The organism is Corynebacterium belfantii (assembly GCF_041898185.1).
Lineage (GTDB): Bacteria > Actinomycetota > Actinomycetes > Mycobacteriales > Mycobacteriaceae > Corynebacterium > Corynebacterium belfantii.
This window is the reverse complement of record NZ_CP157823.1, coordinates 1,769,389-1,791,234: the sequence shown is the minus strand read 5'-3', so window position 1 is coordinate 1,791,234 and position 21,846 is coordinate 1,769,389. Positions and strand designations below refer to the sequence as shown.

Here is a 21,846-nt window from a genome sequence, read left to right as displayed (position 1 = left end):
CGACTCGGACGAAAAGGAGAGCGGTGGATCTCTACCGTAGGCCTGTTGCCCACGAGGAATTTCGCAACGAAATCGAGATTAAACGGTCACGATTCATCACGGTAATTCGACGGGCTACGACGGAACAAGAAGCTAGAGACGTTATCAATGAACTGAAAAATGAGTTCCCTGATGCACGCCATCACTGCACCGCATTCATAGTTCATGTTGACGATGCAGTTCCCGTAGAACGTTCAAGCGACGATGGTGAACCTTCGGGAACTGCAGGAACTCCCATGCTCGACGTTGTCCGTGGTAGTGGTCTGTTAGACATCGTTGCGGTCGTAGTTCGCTATTTCGGTGGAGTGAAACTGGGCGCAGGCGGGCTGGTTCATGCGTACTCTGATTCGGTATCGCAGTGCCTTGAATTGGTTCACAGCGTACAACGTAGGCGCCGAGAGCTTTATACCATCGACGCCAACCATAGCGATGCTGGCAGGTTGGAATCTGAGCTACGGCGCCGAGATATTGATATTGTTGATGTCTCCTATAGCAGCCGAGTGACGATGACGATCGCCGTTGAAATTGGGCAACGGGAACAGACCCAGGGATTGCTGTCTTCGCTTACTTCGGGCGCGGCGGTTTTGCGAGAAGCTGGGGTGTCATGGATCGAATCGGTATACTAAGCTGTGCTGCATTAGTATCTACACCATGACTATGCAAAGGCGTCCTATTAATAGCATTGAACAGCGCAAATTAGAAGTGCGTAAGTATTCTCGCAACGCCGTGGTGTCCGTAGCCGGTGGAGTAGTCGGCGGCATTGCTCTCGCGCTCATTGCCGAGTCGGCAACATGGCTTGTCATTGGCCTTGTCATCGCCGTAGTGGGTGGTTGGATTAATTGGTCTAAGATTCAAAAAATAGTCAATCATAAGGACGTATAGCACCCATGGCAGAGGACGCAGCACCTGTACGTATCGACGTGTGGGTTTGGGCTGTTCGTTTGCTCAAAACACGGTCGTTATCAGCGCAGGCGTGCAAGGCAGGGCATATCAAACTCAACGGGGTTGCAGTTAAACCCTCGCAGTTGGTTACTCCGGGGGATCGAGTACGGGTATGGGCTGATCACCGCGAGCGTGATGTTGAGGTTGTTAGCACAGTTCGTAAACGTGTAGGTGCTGCAATTGCCCAAGCCTGCTACATTGATCATTCTCCGCCACCGCCGCCGAAAGAAATTCTGCTTTCTATGCCACGTCGTGACAAAGGTGCGGGGCGGCCAACGAAGAAAGAACGCCGAGACATCGATCGGTTGCGTGGTAGGCGCTGATAATGGGCGGTCATGCGAAACGAAGAAAGTCTTTCACTCCTTAAGTTAAAAGGAGTGAAAGACTTTCGTTATTTATGGGTGAATTAGGATAATCCCCAGCTTGGTAGTGGAAAATCAATTCCAAATTTGCGGAAGAAGTCCGCGATGCTTAGCGCCCATGTGGCAATAAAGTCTGCGAGATCTGGAAACATCAAAATGGATGAAGTCATCTATCCGTATTCTCCTCAACGTTGAAGTATGTTGTTTCCACGATACGTTTGTTCAGGATTGTTGTAAATCTGAGCGATTTCGAGGGGCATGTTTATTAAGAATTCGGAGGCGTTCGTTAAGTCGAGGGAGACGGAGGCGAGGATTCTTTCCGGTTTCCCCAGTGGCTTCAATGTGCTTGGTGCCATAACGGTATAGCAAGAGGTCGTCGATAATGCGTACTTGTCCTGGCTTGAACTTGTAGTTCAAGGCCTTGCGTACTGCTTCGATGTCGCGATCGTTAAGCAAATCCTTCAGCTGAGCTGCAGTAGTGATGGAGTGGGCGAAGAGTAATTCTTCGAGCCAACGATAGTGCTCGCTGCGTGATTGTGGGAAACGGGAACCTACAAGCATCGCGATAACTCCCGGCAACGTTTCGGCAGTAATGTCTACCTCAAGGTTGGGGCTGTGTTTTTGAGGTTCTTGGATTGCTGCGATGAGATCAAACTGTTGATCTGCTAATTCGATAAGACCCGCGGCTAGGGTAAAGGCTCTGTCGATTTGGGGATCAAGGTCACCTGAACGCTTGTAGCGGATGTCGTGTTCGAATTCTGCCCAAGCATGTTGCAAAACGGTACGAATTTGAACTTCGAAAACCATGCCGACGTAATTGTTGAGATCTTCGACGTGATCGTCGATTTTGAGAATAAGGTGATGCGATCCGTATCCAAAGTTTCCCGAAATGCGAGTAAGGGCAGTCTTATCGACGGAGCGTTCCACCGTGAAAACATCGGCGAGGGCTTCGATAATCTGTGGAATCTCGGTGGAATGCAGGGTTGTAATCCGCACACCGATGATGTCGTGGACATCGTTCCATGGGTGAGGATAAATAAACGCACCCTGCGCGTTCTTTTTTCGGGCCTTGGTTTTCAGAGAATGCCAGCCTTTAATGCGAGCGCTGACGCGATCGTACGTAAGACCAGCATCGGTCAGAACATCTTCGAGCGCATCACTGAAGTCTCGTTCGGCATGGGGATGTTTCCGAACGAACTGAGCGTACTGAGTATGTAGCTCAGAAATCAGTGACTGAGGCATTGATGCTCCTTGGTGCTACGGGGGAAAGATCTTTGTAAGTGATGACGATGATCGGCGCTACATACTACCACTATGTGGCACTGTTAGGCCGATAACTGATCAGTGGACATGTGATGCAACGGTTGTCGCCAAGCTGTGGACTTAATATGAGCGGGGAATCCTTCGTGGTAGATCAAGGCATCTTTGACGAGCGGGGTAGAAAACGTTGACAGCCATGATTCCAATTGCGGGCTCACAATGTGCGAAGCAACGGCGATTAATAATTGAGGATGTGGCACATAGAAAACTGGGGTTGCCAACAAGATGTTGGCCAAGTGGTGATAAATAACCTCGAAGGTAAGCGGGTGCGCGATCCATGCACTCGTGGGTGCGCCGGTGACGTCAACCTGAAGACCTTCGGTCATACGCTTGGTAAGAAAAGTGGTGGGTCTTGTTCTGATAGGGATCCCACGTGCATTACTCGTGGTACGGATCAGATTATTTGCTGCGGTATCCCATAGGTATTGCGCACTTACGTCTAAGTCGTTTAGCGAATACTTGCTACTAGCAATAGTGGCGTTAAGACATGGAGATAGTGCGATGTGAACACTCGTTTGCTCGTCGGTGGTTGTTTCGTCAAAAACAGGGTCACGGCGTGGCGTGAGCGACAATTGAAGGGACGCGAGAATGTCGGTGTGCTTGGGAGTGGTGTCAGATTGCATGTTGATCCCCGGTGCTCCTTGTCTGTTGATATGAAGGCTCTACATATTCAGACGTAACGAGCACGGGGGTTGGTTCCCAAAGATTTATCTTTTACCCCCTTTGTGCGGCCCCTTTGTGGCCACTGCGTGGGATATTAAAACGGCGGTTGTTCGTCCTCGGGATTAAGACCTAGTTGCGCAAACAGGTCTTCTTGAGTCCATAGGTCAATCTCTTGGCCTTTGGCACGCAGTTCTTCGGCACGTTTTTGTTTAGAAGTCGGTTTGTCCCATGGGCCGCATACAAGGATGGTCGTCTTTTTCGTGACGTTTTTGCCAATAATGCCTCCTTGGCTCGCAATCCTAGCCCACAGCTCGCCTTTGTCGTAGGGGGCGAAATCGCCACTAAGCGTGACAGATTGCCCAAAGAGCCGGCCTTGAGGATCGGCATCAGGATTAGGATCAGGGATTGTTTCTGGAGTTGCCACCTTTGACCACGGCGCCCGCGCTGCTTTGGTTGCTTTGCGGGGTTTTTCTGCTGGTGGGGTTTGAACATCAGGGGCAGCGGAATCAGGTGAAGCGGTAGCGTTTGAGGCACCACGAACTTTGAGAACTGGATACACACGAGCGTCGGATAATTGACCAGTGTGGAACCCTAGCATGTTAAATGCGGAGGCAAAATCAGTGATTTCGGTGTTCAGACGTTGCGTAAGAGCGATGAGAATTCCGGCACAGGCTTCGGCATCCGCACAGGCGTTATGGTGATTTCGAAGCTCAACATGAAGATGTTGTGAGACAGTGGGAAGCTTATGATTCGTAATAGGTAGGTGTGCTGCGCGCGCGGCAGCGAGGGAACAACCAAAATTGGTGGTGCGCAGGCCAATGTCAGCAGCTTGGGTAGCACGCAGCAAAGCAGTCATATCAAATTGTGCGTTGTGTGCAGCCAGTGGAAGATCTCCTGCGAAGTCAGCAAATTGCTCGTAACATTCAGCGAAGCTAGGTGCGGTTGCGACCATATTTGCGGTAATGCCGTGGATGGCGATGTTAGCTTCGTCGAAGGAATTCAGATCGCTTGGTGGGGTGCATAGCCATTCTTTGGTTTCTACAACGTGACCATCTCGTACTTTTGCCGCACCGATCTGACAAATAGAACCCCAGTCGCTATTAGCTGTTTCTACATCGACCGTCACAAAATCTAAGTGGGGCACGGGTTGGGGGATAGGGCCATCGCCATTCATTGCTGTTGACAGTGTACGAACAAAAAGTTCTTGTTCGTTTGCACTATTAGGCGGGAACCAAATAGCAATTTCTTTGTCGGCAGTGACAGTAACTAGTCCTCGGTCAAAGGCGTCAGCTACAGACACCGATTTAACTTCTGTGATGGCGGAAACCTGCAGGTGGACATCGTCAAGCCCTAGGCTTGCACGCAGTAGCGACGACTGACCTGTAAGCGTCGAGGCATCAACGCGGAAGCTTAAACCGTGTGCTGGGATGAGGCCGGACATAGTGATGTGCTCCTTGAATTCCTATGGTTTGTGCTTGCTCAGATGTCTGACACTACAGGTGCGCAGTGACATGCTCACTGCGGCGCTCGAACGCGTCATCGCATGATTGGGCGCCGCAGTGCGTGTCGACGTAACTAGTCACTGTAGTCGTCGTTTCGACGATTCTTTTCCTCAGTCTGGGGCTTAGATGTGGTTTCGACGAGCCGAAGGATCAGCGTGCTGCGTGCTTCGACGATAATCGAGTCGCCTGCGCGAAGCGTCTTTGCTTCGTCAGGGTAGCCAGTATCAACATTGGTATCGACGATAAGTTTCCAAGCTGGACCGAATTCGGTGTCAGGAAGAGTAAAGTCGATCGGCTCGTGATAGGCATTGAACATCATGATGAAGGAGTCATCTTCGATGCGTTGGCCGCGCGCATCGGGTTCTTGGATGGCCTTGCCATTGAAGTAGACCATGAGGGACTTGCCAAAGGCGAAATCCCAGTCGCTTTGACCCATCAACTTGCCAGAAGGAACCAGCCATGCAATATCGCGGTCGCCTACTTCTGATCCCAACGGACCCCCAGCCAAGAAGCGCCGACGTCTAAACACAGGATGGTTACGGCGGATCGTGATGAGCCGTTTGGTGAACTCCATCAACGCAGCGTTTTTGTCTGCTAGCTCCCAATCCATCCACGACGTCTCATTGTCTTGGCAGTAAACATTGTTATTGCCATCTTGAGTACGCGCCATTTCATCGCCATGGGCAATCATGGGGGTGCCTTGGCTGAGCAAAAGCGTTGTGAGGAAATTACGTCGTTGACGTGCCCGTAATTTGTTGATCTCAGGATCTTCGGTGGGGCCTTCTTCGCCGCAGTTCCACGAACGATTGTGGCTTTCTCCATCTCGACCGTCTTCACCATTTGCATCGTTGTGCTTGTGGTTGTAGCTGACTAGGTCATTGAGCGTGAAGCCGTCGTGAGCCGTGATGAAGTTGATAGAAGCCGTAGGGCGGCGACCATTATTGGCGTATAGGTCTGAAGAGCCGGTAAGACGAGAAGCAAATTCGCCGAGTGTCGACGGCTCACCACGCCAAAAATCACGGACAGTATCGCGGTATTTACCATTCCACTCAGTCCAAAGAGGTGGGAAATTACCCACTTGGTAACCGCCCTCGCCCACATCCCAGGGCTCAGCGATGAGTTTGACTTGAGAAACAATCGGATCTTGTTGGACAAGATCGAAGAATGTAGCGAGCTTATCCACGTCGTGTAGTTCACGAGCCAAAGTGGAAGCTAAGTCGAATCGGAAACCATCAACGTGCATCTCTGAGACCCAGTAACGCAGGGAGTCCATGATCATTTGCAATGGATGCGGATCTCGAACGTTGAGTGAATTTCCGGTGCCCGTGTAGTCCATGTAGTGGGCTTTATCTCCGTCAACGAGGCGGTAGTATGCCTCATTGTCGATGCCGCGGAATGCGATCGTGGGACCCATGTGGTTTCCCTCTGCGGTGTGGTTATAAACCACGTCGAGGATGACCTCGATGCCTGCTTCGTGGAAGGCACGCACCATTCCTTTGAACTCGGAGACAGCGCCACCTGGCTCTTGGGCCGCTGCATAATCTTGTTGAGGTGCAAAGAAACCAAAGGTGTTATAGCCCCAATAGTTACGCAATCCCAAGTCGCGGAGGCGGTCATCTTGTAGGAACTGATGCACTGGCATGAGCTCGATTGCGGTGATGCCAAGGCCTTTGAGATGTTCGATGATCGAAGGATGCGCTAGGCCAGCATAAGTACCACGGAGGGATTCGGGTACGTCTGGGTGGCGCATCGTCATGCCTTTGACATGAGCTTCGTAGATCACTGTCTCGTTATACGGTGTATTTGGGCTGCGGTCTGAACCCCAGTCAAAGAAGGGGTTCACCACAACCGACTTCATGGTGTGTTCGAGACTGTCTTCTGCATTGCGACCCTCGGGATTTTCTGGCTCGTTGATGTCATAGCTAAACAGCGATGGATGTCCGTCGAATTCACCGTCAAAGGCGCGTGCATATGGATCGACTAGTAATTTGCTGGGATCGCAACGTTTGCCTTCAGCAGGGTTATAGGGACCATGGACGCGGAAGCCATAGCGTTGGCCAGGTTTGACGCCTGGGAGGTAGCAGTGCCAGATGTGGGCATCTACTTCGTCGAGGAGGATTCTTTCCTCATTGCACTCTGCGTCGATGAGGCAGAGCTCAACTTTTTCGGCAACGTCAGAGAAGATAGCAAAGTTCGTACCTGCTCCGTCGTATTTAGAGCCCAGTGGGTAACTTTGTCCGGGCCAGATTTGACGATCGGACGTCACAGGGGAGTCGTTCATAGCTACTCACTCTACTGCTTTTTAGGAAAACCCCTGTGATTTTAATCCAGCGATAATAATCTCAAGGCTGCTCATAAAGAATTGATCGTGATCCTTAACAGCTGTAATTGTCCCAGATTCAACTTCCAAACGCTGAACCTCAGATTGCTCGATGAGACAGGAACCTAGAATAAAATTCAGCAATGTTGATGCGCCGACGTAGGCTTTGTCGCAGCCGCCGAGAATGGCCGAAACGACGCTAATAATATCGTTGCGTAACGACGCGTCTGTCAGTGCGGCACTCAAAAGTTCGGCCCCATCTCGGTGACGCAGCATCAAGGACCGAACATCGAGCGCTAACGAAGGAATGTCGTGATGATAAGCAGAGGGGGAGGCGTCGATAAGCGGTGCCATGATGTGGCGAGCAATGGCATCAATTAATGCCTGTTTGTTTTTAAAATGCCAATACAAAGCCCCAGGGGCAACGCCTAGGTGAGTTGCAAGCCTTCGCATTGTCATGTCGGCTAGGCCATAGGAATCCAAAATATCGAGGCTTGCAGAAATGATGGACTCTTTACTCAATTGCACAGCAGCCAGCCTATCCTGATTCGGTCGCTCGTGATGGGGGAACGTGGTCCATGTATGACACAACGGGACTTAGGTGATACTAACACCGTAATATATGTCAGTGATCATCCGATTAACGTCGTAACGAACACATCGATCGGCCAACTTTTGTATTAAAAGCTAGAGTCGAATACAAACCTTCGTGGCACCCCACGACGAAACCCAGATCACAGAGGAGATACTCAGTGTCGATTAATCTTCACCTTTCCGGCCTTAAGCTTCCCGTTCTTGCCTGTGCTACCGCCGGTGTCATGGTGCTAACAGCTTGTGGTTCCGATGGGGATAGCTCGGATTCGTCGGCAAATAAGACCTCAACCGGTGCGTCGACCTCAAAGTCTGCAAGCGCAAAACCCGGCGAGCCATCTGATGCGCCTGCACCTGAATCAGCTGTGCCTGCGCCAGCGCCAGAAAACGGGCAGCCGGCTCCTGGACCGATCGACAACCCAGAGATTTCTTTCATTCCGCAAGCCCCTGTTGCCGATGGCGCACCTGCGAGCGCTGAAGATCAACAGGCCATCGAAGGTCTTGTGCGTGGCATGATGAACGCCACCACGGTGCGTCAGTTTATGGGGTACATCCCTCAGAACACCTGCGCGCGTTACCTTGAAGCTAATGGCGGGCTTGCAGCGATGAATATCGACCAGATCCCTGACGTTCCGTTGGCGGATTTCCCTCAGTACGCTCACGCACGTCCTACTATCGATTCCGTGACTGATGTTCAGGTCAATGGTGATTCTGCGTCTGCAACAGTGACCTCGACGGCAGATGGCCAGACAAACTCTGCTGTCCAGCGCTTTGCTCGCGAAAACGGCCGGTGGACGTTCTGCGACTAATCCTCGCAGTAAGCGCGTGCTCTGTCACCGGATTGGTGCAGAGCACGCGTGCACATTCTTGATCGATCCGGCAGACACGGTACCCTGTGTCTCATGCGAAAAACTTCAACCACCTCGACAGCTCTGCACATTTCGGAGAATGTTGATCCACTCCCAGAAAAACAAGGAAGTGGCGTGGTCACATCGCGCTTTCGCCCGTGGCTTCATTCAATGCAGTGGTATTCAGCGATTGTCGTGATGGTGTCTTTGTTATTCGCCGGCACGGGAGTCGTATGGGCATGGTTCCGCCCCACGTATTCAGCGGAAATCGTGGAAGATAACCAAGTGCGCGTTGGCACGGAAGTAAACGTGGAGTTTCTTTCTCTCGCGCAATTTATTGTCATTTCGGGAATTCTTTCCCTAGCCATCACGTATATCTTTGCGCGGAAAGTGCGTTCGCATAACCACCAAGTGCGCATAATGATGTGGCTCTTGTTATGGACACTTATCGGCGGATTGATCCTCGCCGCCACTGGATACATGGTTGCTTCGCTCATCCACCACACGACTGATGCCGATCAGCTCCTCCCCGGAACAGTCATCCGTTTCGCGCCGCCTGTTGCATTAGGGGCCAACGCAGTAATGTGGCCACCTTTCGTTGCAGGATGTGCTTTTTGGCTATCGCTATTCATTAATATCGACGACGAAAGCGACGATGACAATGTTTCAGCCGATAACCGTAATGCCGATAGCTAAGCGTTATTACTGATGCGGAGGGGCGTCGTAAAGCCCGTACTTGGGGCTTTTTAATTGTGAGATGCTGTGCATCAAAGCGTTAAATCCCTCGGAGAGAAACGTAGTCAGCTGCGCATCGGTAAGGCCGCCACCAGCATCGATATGAGTTTCTACACGAATTCTAAGCGTCTCGTCTTTATTGGCGATAAAAGCTTTCGTGGCAACCGCTTCATCATTCCAACGATTACAAATAAGAAATATCCGCATAAAATCGCTGCGCTGTAACCCAGAATCCCACTCCGCCCACATCATGATGGTAGGGCCGGATTCTAGGTCACAGGCAATCATGGCTTCGGAATGCCAAATTGGTGCGTATAAAACCTCCAAAGAATCTGAAGCGGAGGTGATCTCTTCCATAATCGGAGAAATCCTGTCCATCGTGACCACGGAAGGCACATCCGAAGTGTCACCTCCCAGATCGAAAAAACCAGAAGAAGCATCCTCATAGAGATGCGCATTGAGCAACTGCTGGTGGTCTACTGACAACGCAGGAAAATCATCGAGGAACGTGCGAACCGCAAGGGCAGTGGCATCGCTTGCAAGCTGCAAAAATTCCGCCAATTGCAAGTCAGTTTGCGGAAGTGAAATAGAGTTGCTTGACCTAAAAGCAACAGAAAGCGATCCAGAATCATTAACACGAACGCGTGCCGACGGGCTGACACGCTCGTTGTTCCACGAGTTCACACTTTCTGCAACCCGAGAAAACTCATCTAATGGCAGGTGACCGTTTAAAAAGCCCTCCACAATCAATTGCGGATTAGCCTGCGCTGAATCCTGACGATGAGTGTCTACTTCAGTGATTGTTCCACAAGCGTTTTCATTGACGAGGCCAACAATGAGGCTATATTCGCGCCATTCGATTTCGATCACGCTGCTGTGGTGCACCATAATCCGGCGATGGACGAAACCAAGCCGTGACAGGATGCTCTCCACGCTGTGCAAAGTGATGGGATTGCAGGAAACAGAAGAAAATTGAACCCCTAATGTTGGATCATTTGAATGCGTGCCCACCCCTTGCACCTTCTTTCCTTGTGTATTGAACAATCCGTGAGAACTTTAGCAGTCTAGCAGCTGGCAGATCATTGAAACATGAAGGAATACGCTACCGAGATTAGGGGGTAGAAGCAGAAAAATATCTCTATGCAGGCGCGTCTACAACGATAGAATGACCCAATACAACGAGTGAGGCAAAATGGCCGTGAAAACTTTCATGGAGTGTGACCTTGTGATGGCTTTTCACCATGACGGGGTGCTCCATACGCCTTATTGTGGAGATGGTTGCATATAATGTGTGCTTTAGGTCTATCGTAGGCGGTGTTTTTACGGAAAACATCGAAAAATATTGAGGAAACGTAAAATTATGTTGAACGTGATTGATCTTCGCGGACATGTTCCCACCACAAGTGAGCTGCGTAGAACATTGCCACGTGGCGGAACGGATATTAATTCGGTATTATCGATCGTCGGGCCAGTGGTTACCGACGTTAAGAATAGAGGCGCTGCTGCCGCACTTGATTATGGAGAAAAATTCGATCACGTTCGCCCAGCATCAATTCGAGTGCCGCAAGATGTCATCGATCAGGCACTGGACAGCTTGGACCTCAATGTCATTGAAGCACTGAAAGAATCGATCGCCCGAGTGCGTGCAGTTCACTCCGAGCAGCTTCCAGCCCAACACACCACCTCCTTTGGTGAAGGCGCAACAATTACAGAGAAGTTCATTCCAGTATCTCGTGTTGGCCTCTACGTTCCTGGTGGAAATGCTGTGTATCCCTCCAGCGTTATTATGAACGTCGTCCCCGCTCAAGAAGCAGGAGTGGAATCATTAGTTGTGGCTTCTCCGCCACAAAAAGATCACGGTGGATGGCCGCACCCCACTATTTTGGCCGCAGCTAAACTTTTGGGAGTAACTGAGGTTTGGGCTACGGGCGGTGCTCAAGCAGTGGCATTGTTGGCTTATGGCGATGATACCCAGCAAAATAGTGCTGAAGTCTTAGAACCGGTCGATATGATTACTGGCCCTGGCAATATCTTTGTCACCGCTGCCAAGCGTTTGGTGCGCGGGGTAGTGGGCATCGACTCTGAGGCTGGTCCAACAGAAATCGCTATTGTTGCCGACGCACAGGCGAACCCAGTCTGGATCGCCTACGATCTCATCAGTCAAGCTGAACATGATGTTCTTGCTGCTTCGGTACTTATCACGGACTCCGAAGAGTTGGCACAGCGCGTTAATGAGGAAGTCGCTGCTCGCTACAGTGTCACTCGCAACGCAGATCGCGTATCTGAGGCTCTCAAAGGCCAACAATCAGGCATCGTGCTTGTCGACGATCTCCCGACTGCTGTCACAGTGGCAGACGCATACGCTGCGGAACACTTGGAAATTCACACAGCAGAGTCCCACAAGGTGGCAGAAAAAATTCGAAACGCTGGTGCAATCTTTGTTGGCGGATATTCTCCGGTACCGCTAGGGGATTACTCAGCGGGTTCGAACCACGTACTGCCAACCTCTGGAAGTGCTCGTTATAGCTCCGGACTTTCTACGCATACCTTCCTCAAACCAGTCAACGTTATTTACTACGATGAGGTGGCACTTAAAGAAATTTCCGACACCGTGATCACCTTGGCTGATGCCGAGGATCTTCCTGCACACGGCGAAGCAATTCGTACGCGATTTGAAAAACTTGGCAACTAGGTCTCACTGAATAATAACGGAAAGAATGCAGTAAACCCATGAAAGATCTAACGCTGAATGATCTTCCTATTCGGGAAGAACTACGAGGCCAATCCGCTTATGGCGCACCACAACTAGAGGTTGATGTTCGCCTCAATACAAATGAAAATCCCTACCCGCCCTCTGAAGCGCTCGTCGAAGAACTCGCCCAAGTCGCTGCTGAGCAAGCGAGTAACCTGAACCGTTATCCCGAGCGCGACGCTGTAGAACTTCGTACCGAGCTTGCTCGATACATTACAAAGTGCACTGGCGTACCAGTGACCTATGAGCAATTGTGGGCCGCCAATGGTTCAAACGAAGTCTTGCAACAATTGTTACAAGCATTCGGCGGCCCCGGTCGAACTGTTTTGGGGTTCCAGCCAAGTTATTCAATGCACCCTATTTTGGCGCAAGGAACTCAAACTACATTTATTAATTGCCCCCGTGATAAGGAGTTTCGCATCGATGTAGATGCAGCACTGGCGGCGATTACTACTCATCAGCCTAATATCGTCTTTGTGACTACTCCGAATAATCCCACAGGCGATGTGACTTCGTTGGATACGATCCAAAAGATCCTCGATGGCGCGCCGGGGATCGTCATCGTGGATGAGGCATATGCAGAATTTTCGGAACAGCCTAGTGCCATTTCCTTGCTGGAAAACTATCCCACCAAGTTGGTTGTTTCTCGAACAATGAGTAAAGCCTTCGATTTTGCTGGTGGTCGATTAGGGTATTTTGTCGCTCATAAGGCATTCATCGATGCCGTGATGCTCGTTCGACTTCCTTATCACCTCTCGCAGCTATCGCAAGCAGCGGCCATTGTAGCGTTGCGGCACAGCGAAGAAACCTTAGCCACCGTGGCAAAACTCGTAGCGGAACGAAAGCGAGTCCAGCAAGGTTTGCTCGAACTCGGATTTGAAATTGTGCCTAGCGAATCTAATTTCTTATTCTTTGGGCATTTTGAAGATCAGCACGCCGTGTGGCAGGCATTTCTCGATCGTAAAGTGCTTATCCGCGATGTGTCTGTTTCTGGTTATCTTCGTGCCACGATCGGGTTGCCGGAAGAAAACGATGCTTTCCTCAAAGCTGCTGGAGATGTAGCTCAACAATTCCTGTAATCGCATAAAAGTGGGGTTTACCTTTTATGTAGTACAAAAACTTTAGACTCTAAAACGCAGAAAGCATGGTGACCTTTAACTATGGCAACCCAACCTCGTATTGGTTCAATCTCTCGTGTCACAAGTGAATCAGATATTCGCGTCGAAATAAGTCTCGATGGAACAGGCACGGTTGATATTGACACTGGTGTACCTTTTTTCGATCACATGCTTACTGCCTTTGGAGTCCATGGTGCATTTGATTTGAAGGTTAAGGCTACGGGAGACACGCACATCGACGCTCACCACACAGTGGAAGACACCGCGATTGTGCTGGGACAGGCAATAGCACAAGCTGTAGGAGATAAACGCGGAATTAAACGATTCGGCTTCTTCCAGTTACCAATGGATGAGACGTTGTGTGAAGCCATCGTCGATTTTTCTGGGCGTCCCTACTTTGTCATCAAAGGCGAACCTGATTACCTTGTGCATTCTGTTATCGGTAGTCATTATCCGACAGTCTTAAATGAGCATTTTTTTGAATCCTTGGCGGTTAATGCAAAAATTACATTGCACGTATTGTGCCGCTACGGTCGGGATCCACACCATATCACCGAAGCTGAATTTAAAGCTGTCGCACGAGCGATCCGTGAAGCAGTCGGTCCCGATGATCGGCTAATTGGAATCCCCTCAACTAAAGGAACGCTATAAACGTGACCGCTATCCACACTTCGGTTGTAGCTCAGTCCACAATCCCACCAGCAAGTTTTTTGATGGTGTACGTGTTGTTTTTGGTATCTGGCTTGTTAGTTGGTGGAGCTTGGGCCGCATATAAAGCCGATAACAAGCTCATGGTGATTGTTCTCGGAGTTCTCGCTGCAATGGCTGCAGTGAGTGGCGTGGTGCGTACGGTGGGTATCTATCAGTAGCCAGTAGGCTGTAGTAGGGCAACTCGATTGACTTTTACATACCTCGCGCTAGGCTCGAAGTAGCGATAAAAATTTGTTAAGGCTGGGAAACAACTTCTCAGCCTTTCCATTTTGTTCCCCCATACTCAATAGTCCTTTAGCCCTCGTCGACCACTAAGGAAGGAGCCTGTGAAAACACTCGAAGCTACCTCCATCCAGCCTGAAGCTCCTACACAACCATGGAAAGTTCCAGGTTTTACCTCAACACTTATTGCTGTCGCCGCAGCTTTCGCGGCGTTTTCGCTCATGCTGCCAGTTATTCCTTTGGCAGTGATTGCCTCAGGGCAGTCGGATGCGCTTGCGGGAGCGACTACTGCTACTTTCATGGCTATTACAGTGCTGACTCAAATATGCACTTCTCGTTTGATCCATGCTTTTGGGTATCGAGCGGTCATGATTGTTGCAGCGCTTCTTCTCGGTTTGCCGTCGTTGTGGTACGCGGTATCACTCGATCCTGCTTCTGTACTGATCGTTGCGGCAATTCGTGGTATCGGATTTGGCTCATTGTGTGTTGCACAATATGCGCTTATTGGGGAAATAGTTCCAGCAGGTATGCTCGGAAAAGCCTCGGGATTACTCGGCGTTGCGGTAGGTGCGTCTCAAATGGTGGCGCTTCCTGCAGGCCTTTTGCTAGTTAATACTGGATACAGCTTTGATTTGGTGTTCTTTATAGGCGGCGGCATTGCCTTGATTGCTGCGTTCATGGCGGTAGCAATTCCCAATTTGGAATCTGATGCTTCTAGCGCAGATGCGGCAGGAAATGACGAAGCTGGAGTGGATGTCGACGACCCTGCTTGGCGACGTGCCGAGTTAAAGTATGAGCGCCGGCAACGGATTATCCATTCTAAGGTGGTCCAAAAAGCAAAATTTGCCATTCCTGCTAAGCCGCGGGCAAAAATCAGTGCGCGTATTCATCGTCGTCCACGGCCACACGGTTTGATCGTGACAGTTGTTCCAGCATTGGCATTGGCCAGTGTTTCTATGGGGTATGGAGCGGTTTCGAGCTTCTTGCCGGCTTCAGTACGCGACATCGATCCAGCTCGTGGAGCTGCCTTAGCTGGCATCATGCTTTCTATCGTGGGCGCTGCGCAAATGATTTTCCGCTTTTTCGCCGGCATGCTAGCTGACAAAATGAATCGTCCAGGAACAACGATGATTCCTGGTCTGATTCTATCGGCATTAGGTCTAGCTGGGCTCGTTGCTGTACTCGCGCTAGGGTGGCCACTGGCAACACTGATTTGTGCCGCCATCTTGTTCGGTGCTGGTTTCGGGCTGGTGCAAAACGAAGCTTTGCTGGAAATGTTTCTGCGAGTTCCTCGAGAAAAAATTGGACAGGCATCGACTATTTGGAATGCGGCGTTCGATTCGGGCACTGGTGTAGGTGCCATCATGTTGGGTACGGTGGCGGCACACTCTGGTTATGCCATGGCTTTTGCTGGAGGAACGGTTCTTGTAGCTATTGGTATCATCGCAGAGTTAACTGATCGCGGTGTGCAACGTCGGCATCGTGCGCGTCGTGTAGCGGCGTCTGTTACAGATTAACGTGTGGGGGTAGTTCGGCACGAGCACCCCGTAATGGTGGTTGATAACCAGTTAGGATGAGAAACCATGAAGAAAGTGGCACTTCTCGATTACGGTTCTGGGAATCTACGTTCAGCGCAGCGAGCTTTGGAACGAGTCGGCGCAGAAGTAGAGGTAACAAACAATCCGGATGTAGTACTGGCTGCGGACGGCCTCCTCGTACCGGGAGTGGGCGCTTTTGATGCATGCATGAAGGGACTAAAAGCGGTCCAAGGCGACCGAATGATTGGTCAGCGCTTGGCAGGGGGACGCCCTGTGATGGGCATTTGTGTAGGTATGCAGATCATGTTTGATTCTGGCAACGAACACGGCATCTCTGCTGCTGGATGTGGGCAGTGGCCAGGAAACGTCGAAAAGCTTGAGGCTAGTGTTCTACCTCATATGGGTTGGAACAGGGTGGAAGCAGCACAAGACTCACAGCTTTTTGCTGGACTCGACGCTAACACGCGTTTTTATTTTGTGCATTCTTACGGTGTGCGTTCGTGGGAGTTCGAAGGCGACGGTTTAACACGTGCACCATTAGTAACGTGGGCTCAGCATGAATCTGATCGATTTGTTGCCGCTGTGGAAAACAGTGCGTTGATGGCTACCCAGTTCCACCCAGAGAAATCTGGGGATGCAGGTGCACAACTCCTGCGGAATTGGATTGAGCTGCTGTAAAACCGGCAATGCGGAACAGCTAGAGGATTCGGCGGGGTAGGGCTTCAACCCCGCTAGGGTGAGCCTTGTTGTGGATAAGCGTCTACACTATTGCTTTATGACTTTCACACTTCTCCCCGCCGTCGATGTTGTCGATGGTCAGGCAGTTCGTTTGGATCAAGGTGAAGCCGGAACCGAAAAGTCGTACGGTTCCCCAATTGAGGCTGCGCTGAAATGGCAGGAACAGGGGGCATCGTGGCTACATTTCGTGGATTTAGATGCAGCTTTCAACCGTGGATCGAATCATGAGCTGATGGCGGAAGTTGTGAAAAACCTAGATATCAACGTTGAGCTGACCGGCGGCATCCGTGATGACGCATCGCTCAAGCGAGCACTTGCTACCGGTGCGCGTCGTGTCAACATCGGAACTGCCGCTTTGGAAAAACCAGAGTGGATCGAGAAAGTTCTAGGCGAATACGGAGATGTCATCGCTGTCGATATAGCAGTGCGAAATATCGATGGCCAGTGGCGTACTCGTGGCAATGGCTGGGTCTCTGATGGTGGAGATCTTTGGGAGGTACTCGAGCGTCTTGATAGCCAAGGATGCACACGATTTGTGGTCACCGATGTATCTAAGGATGGGACGCTGAGCGGTCCAAATATCGATTTGCTTCGCGACGTTTCCGCCGCAACCGATGCCAAGGTTGTAGCCTCTGGCGGTATCTCTACCTTGGAGGATGTGCTGGAGCTTGCGCGATATGAAGACGAAGGTATTGATTCTGCCATTATTGGCAAAGCGCTGTATGAAGGCCGTTTTACCCTTAAGGAGGCACTCGCCGCGCTATGACCGATGTTCGGGACCTTTATCATATTGCAGAGGCAATACTCGATGATGCCGAGCGTCTATTCATTCAGGGCATAGGCTCAGCTCCTACAACGTTTAAAAACGGCGGTGATTTTGCCACCGATATGGATCTGAAAATAGAGCAATATCTGCGCACCCAACTGGTCATGATGACTGGAATTCCTGTTTTTGGTGAGGAATATGGTGGAAAGCTAGGGACACCCATGTGGGTGGTTGACCCTATCGATGGCACTGCCAACTATGCGGCAGGGAATCCAATGTCATCGATATTGATAAGTCTCATTGCGGATGGGGAGCCCGTTATCGGGCTGACCTCAGTTCCTATGGTCGGACAGCGTTTCGGTGCGTACGCTGATTCACCATTGTTACTGAATGGCCAGGTTCAACCCCAAATGAGTGCTCGGGACCAACGCCATGTTTCCCACGTTGGATTCACATCAATCGCCTCGCCACGAGAATCGTCGTTTCCTACGGTTGTTCGCCAAGATCTATTAGGTGCCCTAGCGCAAACATATCTACGGCCGCGTATCACAGGATCAGTAGGAATTGATTTAGCGTATGCGGCTGCAGGCATTTTTGATGCGGCTTTGAGCCTAAGCCCCAATCTATGGGATAACGCTGCAGGCATCATGCTTGTTCGTGCGGCTGGGGGAGTAGTTACTGACTTTGATGGCAATCAGTGGACTCCTACCTCACAGGGGGTAATTGTAGGTTCTGCCCGATCCCATGAAGTGTTGATGGCTACCATTGACACAATGAGATAGCTATCTCGCGTTACTTTTCCGGCTGTTGTTTGACAAAAGTTACGCAGTTTTAAGTCCCTATGAATTTGTTTCACACAAGGAGCTAACACCATGCCAGTCGCAGTTCGAGTCATTCCATGTTTGGACGTGAAAAACGGTCGCGTGGTTAAAGGAGTTAACTTTGAAGGACTTAAAGATGCCGGCGATCCAGTCGAGCTGGCTGCTCGCTATGATGCCGAGGGTGCCGACGAACTAACATTTCTCGATGTTTCAGCATCTCAAGATGGCAGAGGAACCATGCTTGAAGTTGTGAGGCGAACAGCAGACCAAGTGTTTATTCCGTTAACTGTCGGCGGTGGTGTTCGCAGCGCCGAAGATGTAGACCAACTACTGCGTGCAGGTGCTGACAAAGTCAGCGTGAATACTTCTGCGATCGCTCATCCTGAGTTACTTCAAGAGCTTTCTCAGCGTTTCGGTGCTCAGTGTGTTGTCTTAAGTGTGGATGCTCGCCGAGTCCCAGAAGGGGGCAAGCCGCAGCCGTCGGGCTTTGAAGTAACCACACACGGTGGAACGCGTTCCGCTGGTATCGATGCTGTTGAGTGGGTGCAGAAAGGCGAGGCGCTGGGCGTGGGCGAAATCTTGTTGAACTCTATGGATGGCGACGGAACAAAGCGTGGATTTGATCTGGAACTGATTGAAAAAGTCCGTCATGCTGTATCTATCCCCGTGATTGCTTCAGGTGGTGCAGGTAAACCTGAGGACTTTCCCCCAGCAATAGCTAGTGGTGCTGATGCAGTTCTTGCAGCTTCAATTTTCCATTTCGGTGAAGTCACAATTTCTGAAGTGAAAAAGCAGATAGCGGCTGCTGGCTACGAAATTCGAAGCTAATACATAAGGGCTAATACATAAGGAAGGAATATCACATGGACGATCCAGGATCCTATGAGCTCGATCCCAGCATCGCGCAGCGAGTCAAATTCAACAGTGCTGGGTTAATACCTGCAGTTGTTCAGTCCACAGATGGGGAAGTCCTCATGCTGGCTTGGGTGGATGCTCATGCGTTGGCGTATACCATTGCTACACGGAAGGGCACGTATTTTTCTCGTTCCCGAAACGAATATTGGATTAAAGGCCTTACTTCAGGCAACACTCAGCAGGTTACAGGTCTGCAATTGGACTGTGATGGCGATACCGTGTTGATGACAGTGGTCCAGCAAGGTGGAGCATGCCACACAGGTGACCGCACCTGCTTTGACGCTGACGTTATCATTTAATTTTCGGTACGGATCAAAAACGTGAGCTGGAAGGGCGGCAACGCACATGGCTGGTAGGAAGATAGTCTCAGTTTTGGCTATCGGACTCGGAGGAATCGTATTGTGGGGCTCCTCGCGAATGCCGTGGCTGCATGTTGAAGCATTCGATGACAAATCGGGTGCAAAACAAGTTGACATGCTGGGAGCGACATGGAGCACGGAAACGACAGCTGTTGCTTTAGTGCTTATAGCTGCTTGTGTCGCTATTCTTGTCTTGCGTCGCGCTGGGCGACGCTTCGTCGCCTTAGTTTCAGCTGTGGCCGCAGCTGGTGGGTTGTGGGCGCCAGTACAACTACTTTTTAATGAACCCGATGCAACCCGTGCGCTAAATATCTTGACGTCGCATGCAGCGACGGGTCATGCGAAAGACGGTGCTGCTCTCACCGGATGGGCAGAAATCACACATATTTCTGTGCAGGCGCCTTCAGTAATTTTGGCGATGTGTGGTGCGGGTTTCGCACTCATTGCAGCAATTATTTCGACCATGAATCCGGGTGAGGATTCTGTAAAAAAATCACGGTTTGAACGCCAGCAGGCCCGGAACGAAAAAATTGAGTCGGAGTTGGAAGAAGCTCCGGATTCGGGGCGCGTGCTTTGGGACGCTATCGACGCAGATATTGATCCGACTGATCGCTAGTAGATTTGGCTACGATAATGCTTCGTTGTGACCGTGTACCCGAATGATTTTTTAACTTGGTAGGCAAACAAGTAGCCTGAGAATTGGCAAACGTCGCTTGAGACCCTGTGGGATGGCTATGGTTACAGTCTTCGATGAGATCATCGCTGGTGTGGTGGAAGACGTTGCCGCGCGCGAAGCGCAGGTTTCATTCCAGGACATCAAAGCGCAGTCTCGTCTGTGTGAGCCACCTAGGGATGCTTGGGGGGCATTGTTAGCAAGTGGCTGTGGAATCATCGCGGAGATCAAAAGAGCAGCACCTGGCCAAGGTTTGCTTGCGGAAATTCCTTCGCCGGTAGATCTGGCTCTTGAACTCGAGTCCGGTGGTGCGGCGTTGATCGCTTGTCAAACAGAGCGCCGTCGGTTTCATGGGTCTTTGACGGAGATGGCGAAGATTCGTCGTCACGTGTCCGTTCCAGTTATGTGTCGCGATTTTATTGTTGATCCCTATCAGATTCATGAAGCTCGCTGCTATGGAGCTGATATGGTGCCGCTTCGGGTAGCTGCGCTTGCGCAGTCACGACTTGTTGCATTGATTGATCGGGTGGAGTCCTTGAGAATGGCTGCGCTTGTCGAGGTACGCGATACTGCGGAGGCATCTCGTGCCTTAGATGCTGGTGCTCGAATTATCGGCGTTAATGCGAGAGATTTTTCTACGATGACCCTTAACCGAGCGGCTTTTTGCGAGATCGCTCCAGGACTTCCTAGCGACGTGGTCCGAGTGGCGCTTTCAGGGGTTCGAAATGCTAAAGAGCTTTTAGACTACGCCGCGGCTGGGGCAGACGCCGTGGTGATTGGTCAAAGCATCGTGACGGCGCAATCGCCTCGATCGGCGACGCGTGCCTTGGTTGCTGCAGGCCAGCATCCCTCATGTCCCTCGCGTTAGCGAAAGCAACGGTTAAGATGGTCCACAGTGTGACTTTGTCCTGAAACTAAAAATACTGTGGAGAAAAATTAGTGGGAAACATCCAATATCTTGCGGCTATTCCATCGCCTCCTCAAGGCGTATGGCACCTTGGCCCGGTACCGATTCGCGCGTATGCGCTGTGCATTATCGTTGGTATTTTCGTTGCGATGAAGATCGGTTCAGTTCGCTACCAACAACGAGGCGGTAACCCTGATCTGGTCATCGATGCGGGTATTGTCGCTGTGATTGCCGGAATCATTGGTGGTCGTTTGTATCACGTTCTGACGGATAACCAAAAGTATTTTTGTGCTGATTGCAACCCAGTTGATGTTTTTAAAATTACTAATGGTGGTTTGGGAATTTGGGGAGCGGTAGCGCTTGGCACCATTGCGGTTTACGTCTATCTCAAGAAAAAAGGTGTTGCTTTTGCACCGTTCGCAGATGCTGTTGCACCTGGAATTATTTTGGCGCAGGCCATTGGACGATTAGGCAACTGGTTTAACCAAGAGCTTTATGGCCGTGAAACCTCCGTGCCTTGGGCACTGGAGATCTATTACCGCGTAGACGCATCGGGGAAATTTGCGCCGCTAACGGGGCATTCCACGGGCGAGGTGATGGCTACTGTTCATCCGACGTTTTTATACGAGATGATGTGGAACCTTGTAATTTTCGCGGTGCTGTTGTGGGCCGATAAGAAGTTCCGGTTGGGGCATGGCAGGGTATTTGCGCTGTACGTGGCTGGCTACACTGCAGGTCGATTTGTTGTTGAAAATATGCGTGCCGACGACGCCACGATGGTGTTTGGACTTCGAATCAACGTGATTGTTTCGGTGGTTGTTTGCGCTATAGCAGTGGGGGCTTTGTTCGCGTTACGACGTGGGCGTGAATCCGTTTCGAACTAAAGTTTCATATCTGATTCGTCAAGTGTGATTGAAATCGCTTCTAACTTTTTGGCACGTTGAATTTTGCCCGAATATGTCCGAAAATGCCCGCTTGTGGGCGTTTGTGGTGTGTGATTTTGA

At 50.8% G+C, this 21,846-nt stretch carries 25 protein-coding genes; 18 read left to right on the top strand and 7 right to left on the bottom strand.

The window, feature by feature from the left end; genetic code table 11:
- The first annotated feature begins 23 nt into the window (after nt 1-23).
- From ABMV07_RS08905 to ABMV07_RS08895, 3 genes are read left to right on the top strand one after another with little or no spacing between them, the layout of a single operon-like run.
- Nucleotides 24-665 carry a YigZ family protein gene (locus ABMV07_RS08905; RefSeq protein WP_374064519.1) on the top strand — a complete coding sequence of 214 codons (642 nt, stop codon included), beginning with the start codon at nt 24-26 and terminating at the stop codon, nt 663-665.
- Between the two features lie 25 nt (nt 666-690).
- Entirely contained in the window at nt 691-921 is a 231-nt protein-coding gene (locus ABMV07_RS08900) for a hypothetical protein (protein WP_088267271.1), read from the top strand.
- A 5-nt stretch (nt 922-926) separates the two neighbouring features.
- Nucleotides 927-1,304: an RNA-binding S4 domain-containing protein gene (locus tag ABMV07_RS08895; RefSeq protein WP_003852108.1), complete on the top strand. Its 378-nt coding sequence runs from the start codon at nt 927-929 to the stop codon at nt 1,302-1,304.
- Nucleotides 1,305-1,387: 83 nt separating this feature from the next.
- On the opposite strand, the gene ABMV07_RS08890 is transcribed toward ABMV07_RS08895, so the two are convergent.
- The 6 genes from ABMV07_RS08890 to ABMV07_RS08865 all read right to left on the bottom strand — a co-directional run bounded on the left by ABMV07_RS08890 (nt 1,388) and on the right by ABMV07_RS08865 (nt 7,676).
- Nucleotides 1,388-1,513, bottom strand: coding sequence for a hypothetical protein (locus tag ABMV07_RS08890; protein WP_268828313.1), 126 nt, complete (start codon nt 1,511-1,513; stop codon nt 1,388-1,390).
- Nucleotides 1,514-1,565: 52 nt separating this feature from the next.
- Nucleotides 1,566-2,585 (bottom strand): GTP pyrophosphokinase family protein, encoded by a 1,020-nt coding sequence (locus tag ABMV07_RS08885; protein WP_088267272.1) that lies wholly within the window; start codon nt 2,583-2,585, stop codon nt 1,566-1,568.
- Between the two features lie 83 nt (nt 2,586-2,668).
- Nucleotides 2,669-3,286: a hypothetical protein gene (locus ABMV07_RS08880; RefSeq protein WP_088267273.1), complete on the bottom strand. Its 618-nt coding sequence runs from the start codon at nt 3,284-3,286 to the stop codon at nt 2,669-2,671.
- 134 nt (nt 3,287-3,420) lie between these two features.
- Entirely contained in the window at nt 3,421-4,767 is a 1,347-nt protein-coding gene (locus ABMV07_RS08875; protein WP_197691811.1) for an exonuclease domain-containing protein, read from the bottom strand.
- 134 nt (nt 4,768-4,901) lie between these two features.
- Complete coding sequence (gene glgX / locus ABMV07_RS08870; RefSeq protein WP_196977051.1) at nt 4,902-7,109, bottom strand: glycogen debranching protein GlgX; 2,208 nt, start codon at nt 7,107-7,109, stop codon at nt 4,902-4,904.
- Nucleotides 7,110-7,130: 21 nt separating this feature from the next.
- Nucleotides 7,131-7,676 carry a TetR family transcriptional regulator gene (locus tag ABMV07_RS08865; protein WP_088267276.1) on the bottom strand — a complete coding sequence of 182 codons (546 nt, stop codon included), beginning with the start codon at nt 7,674-7,676 and terminating at the stop codon, nt 7,131-7,133.
- 224 nt (nt 7,677-7,900) lie between these two features.
- On the opposite strand from ABMV07_RS08865, the gene ABMV07_RS08860 reads away from it, so the two are divergent.
- Together ABMV07_RS08860 and ABMV07_RS08855 are read left to right on the top strand one after the other, a co-directional pair.
- Nucleotides 7,901-8,548 (top strand): hypothetical protein, encoded by a 648-nt coding sequence (locus tag ABMV07_RS08860; RefSeq protein ID WP_088267277.1) that lies wholly within the window; start codon nt 7,901-7,903, stop codon nt 8,546-8,548.
- Between the two features lie 174 nt (nt 8,549-8,722).
- Nucleotides 8,723-9,283, top strand: a complete 561-nt coding sequence (locus ABMV07_RS08855; protein WP_088267294.1) for a hypothetical protein — start codon at nt 8,723-8,725, stop codon at nt 9,281-9,283.
- A 6-nt stretch (nt 9,284-9,289) separates the two neighbouring features.
- Here the strand turns inward: ABMV07_RS08855 and ABMV07_RS08850 are convergent, their stop codons facing one another.
- Nucleotides 9,290-10,333: a YbjN domain-containing protein gene (locus ABMV07_RS08850; RefSeq protein WP_088267295.1), complete on the bottom strand. Its 1,044-nt coding sequence runs from the start codon at nt 10,331-10,333 to the stop codon at nt 9,290-9,292.
- 349 nt (nt 10,334-10,682) lie between these two features.
- Between ABMV07_RS08850 and hisD the strand changes: the two genes are divergently transcribed.
- From hisD to lgt, 13 genes are all read left to right on the top strand, one after another.
- Nucleotides 10,683-12,014 carry a histidinol dehydrogenase gene (hisD, locus tag ABMV07_RS08845; RefSeq protein WP_088267278.1) on the top strand — a complete coding sequence of 444 codons (1,332 nt, stop codon included), beginning with the start codon at nt 10,683-10,685 and terminating at the stop codon, nt 12,012-12,014.
- Between the two features lie 38 nt (nt 12,015-12,052).
- Nucleotides 12,053-13,153 (top strand): histidinol-phosphate transaminase, encoded by a 1,101-nt coding sequence (locus tag ABMV07_RS08840; RefSeq protein ID WP_088267279.1) that lies wholly within the window; start codon nt 12,053-12,055, stop codon nt 13,151-13,153.
- Nucleotides 13,154-13,234: 81 nt separating this feature from the next.
- A complete protein-coding gene (gene hisB / locus ABMV07_RS08835) occupies nt 13,235-13,843 on the top strand; it encodes an imidazoleglycerol-phosphate dehydratase HisB (RefSeq protein ID WP_088267280.1) in 609 nt (202 codons plus the stop codon).
- 2 nt (nt 13,844-13,845) lie between these two features.
- Nucleotides 13,846-14,061 carry a hypothetical protein gene (locus ABMV07_RS08830; RefSeq protein ID WP_196977049.1) on the top strand — a complete coding sequence of 72 codons (216 nt, stop codon included), beginning with the start codon at nt 13,846-13,848 and terminating at the stop codon, nt 14,059-14,061.
- Between the two features lie 168 nt (nt 14,062-14,229).
- Complete coding sequence (locus tag ABMV07_RS08825) at nt 14,230-15,642, top strand: MFS transporter (RefSeq protein ID WP_088267282.1); 1,413 nt, start codon at nt 14,230-14,232, stop codon at nt 15,640-15,642.
- A gap of 66 nt (nt 15,643-15,708) precedes the next feature.
- Complete coding sequence (gene hisH, locus ABMV07_RS08820; protein ID WP_088267283.1) at nt 15,709-16,341, top strand: imidazole glycerol phosphate synthase subunit HisH; 633 nt, start codon at nt 15,709-15,711, stop codon at nt 16,339-16,341.
- A gap of 97 nt (nt 16,342-16,438) precedes the next feature.
- The gene (priA, locus tag ABMV07_RS08815; protein ID WP_088267284.1) at nt 16,439-17,167 is read left to right on the top strand and encodes a bifunctional 1-(5-phosphoribosyl)-5-((5-phosphoribosylamino)methylideneamino)imidazole-4-carboxamide isomerase/phosphoribosylanthranilate isomerase PriA; all 729 of its coding nucleotides are present in this window, start codon (nt 16,439-16,441) and stop codon (nt 17,165-17,167) included.
- Nucleotides 17,164-17,949 carry an inositol monophosphatase family protein gene (locus ABMV07_RS08810; RefSeq protein ID WP_088267285.1) on the top strand — a complete coding sequence of 262 codons (786 nt, stop codon included), beginning with the start codon at nt 17,164-17,166 and terminating at the stop codon, nt 17,947-17,949. The genes priA and ABMV07_RS08810 overlap by 4 nt, the downstream gene beginning before the upstream one ends.
- Before the next feature lie 90 nt (nt 17,950-18,039).
- The gene (gene hisF / locus ABMV07_RS08805; RefSeq protein ID WP_088267286.1) at nt 18,040-18,816 is read left to right on the top strand and encodes an imidazole glycerol phosphate synthase subunit HisF; all 777 of its coding nucleotides are present in this window, start codon (nt 18,040-18,042) and stop codon (nt 18,814-18,816) included.
- Nucleotides 18,817-18,851: 35 nt separating this feature from the next.
- Nucleotides 18,852-19,202 (top strand): phosphoribosyl-AMP cyclohydrolase, encoded by a 351-nt coding sequence (gene hisI, locus ABMV07_RS08800; RefSeq protein ID WP_088267287.1) that lies wholly within the window; start codon nt 18,852-18,854, stop codon nt 19,200-19,202.
- A 46-nt stretch (nt 19,203-19,248) separates the two neighbouring features.
- Nucleotides 19,249-19,878 carry a TIGR02234 family membrane protein gene (locus ABMV07_RS08795; RefSeq protein WP_197691812.1) on the top strand — a complete coding sequence of 210 codons (630 nt, stop codon included), beginning with the start codon at nt 19,249-19,251 and terminating at the stop codon, nt 19,876-19,878.
- A gap of 118 nt (nt 19,879-19,996) precedes the next feature.
- Complete coding sequence (trpC, locus tag ABMV07_RS08790; RefSeq protein ID WP_088267289.1) at nt 19,997-20,803, top strand: indole-3-glycerol phosphate synthase TrpC; 807 nt, start codon at nt 19,997-19,999, stop codon at nt 20,801-20,803.
- A gap of 71 nt (nt 20,804-20,874) precedes the next feature.
- Nucleotides 20,875-21,726, top strand: coding sequence for a prolipoprotein diacylglyceryl transferase (lgt, locus tag ABMV07_RS08785; RefSeq protein ID WP_088267290.1), 852 nt, complete (start codon nt 20,875-20,877; stop codon nt 21,724-21,726).
- Nucleotides 21,727-21,846: the final 120 nt, after the last annotated feature.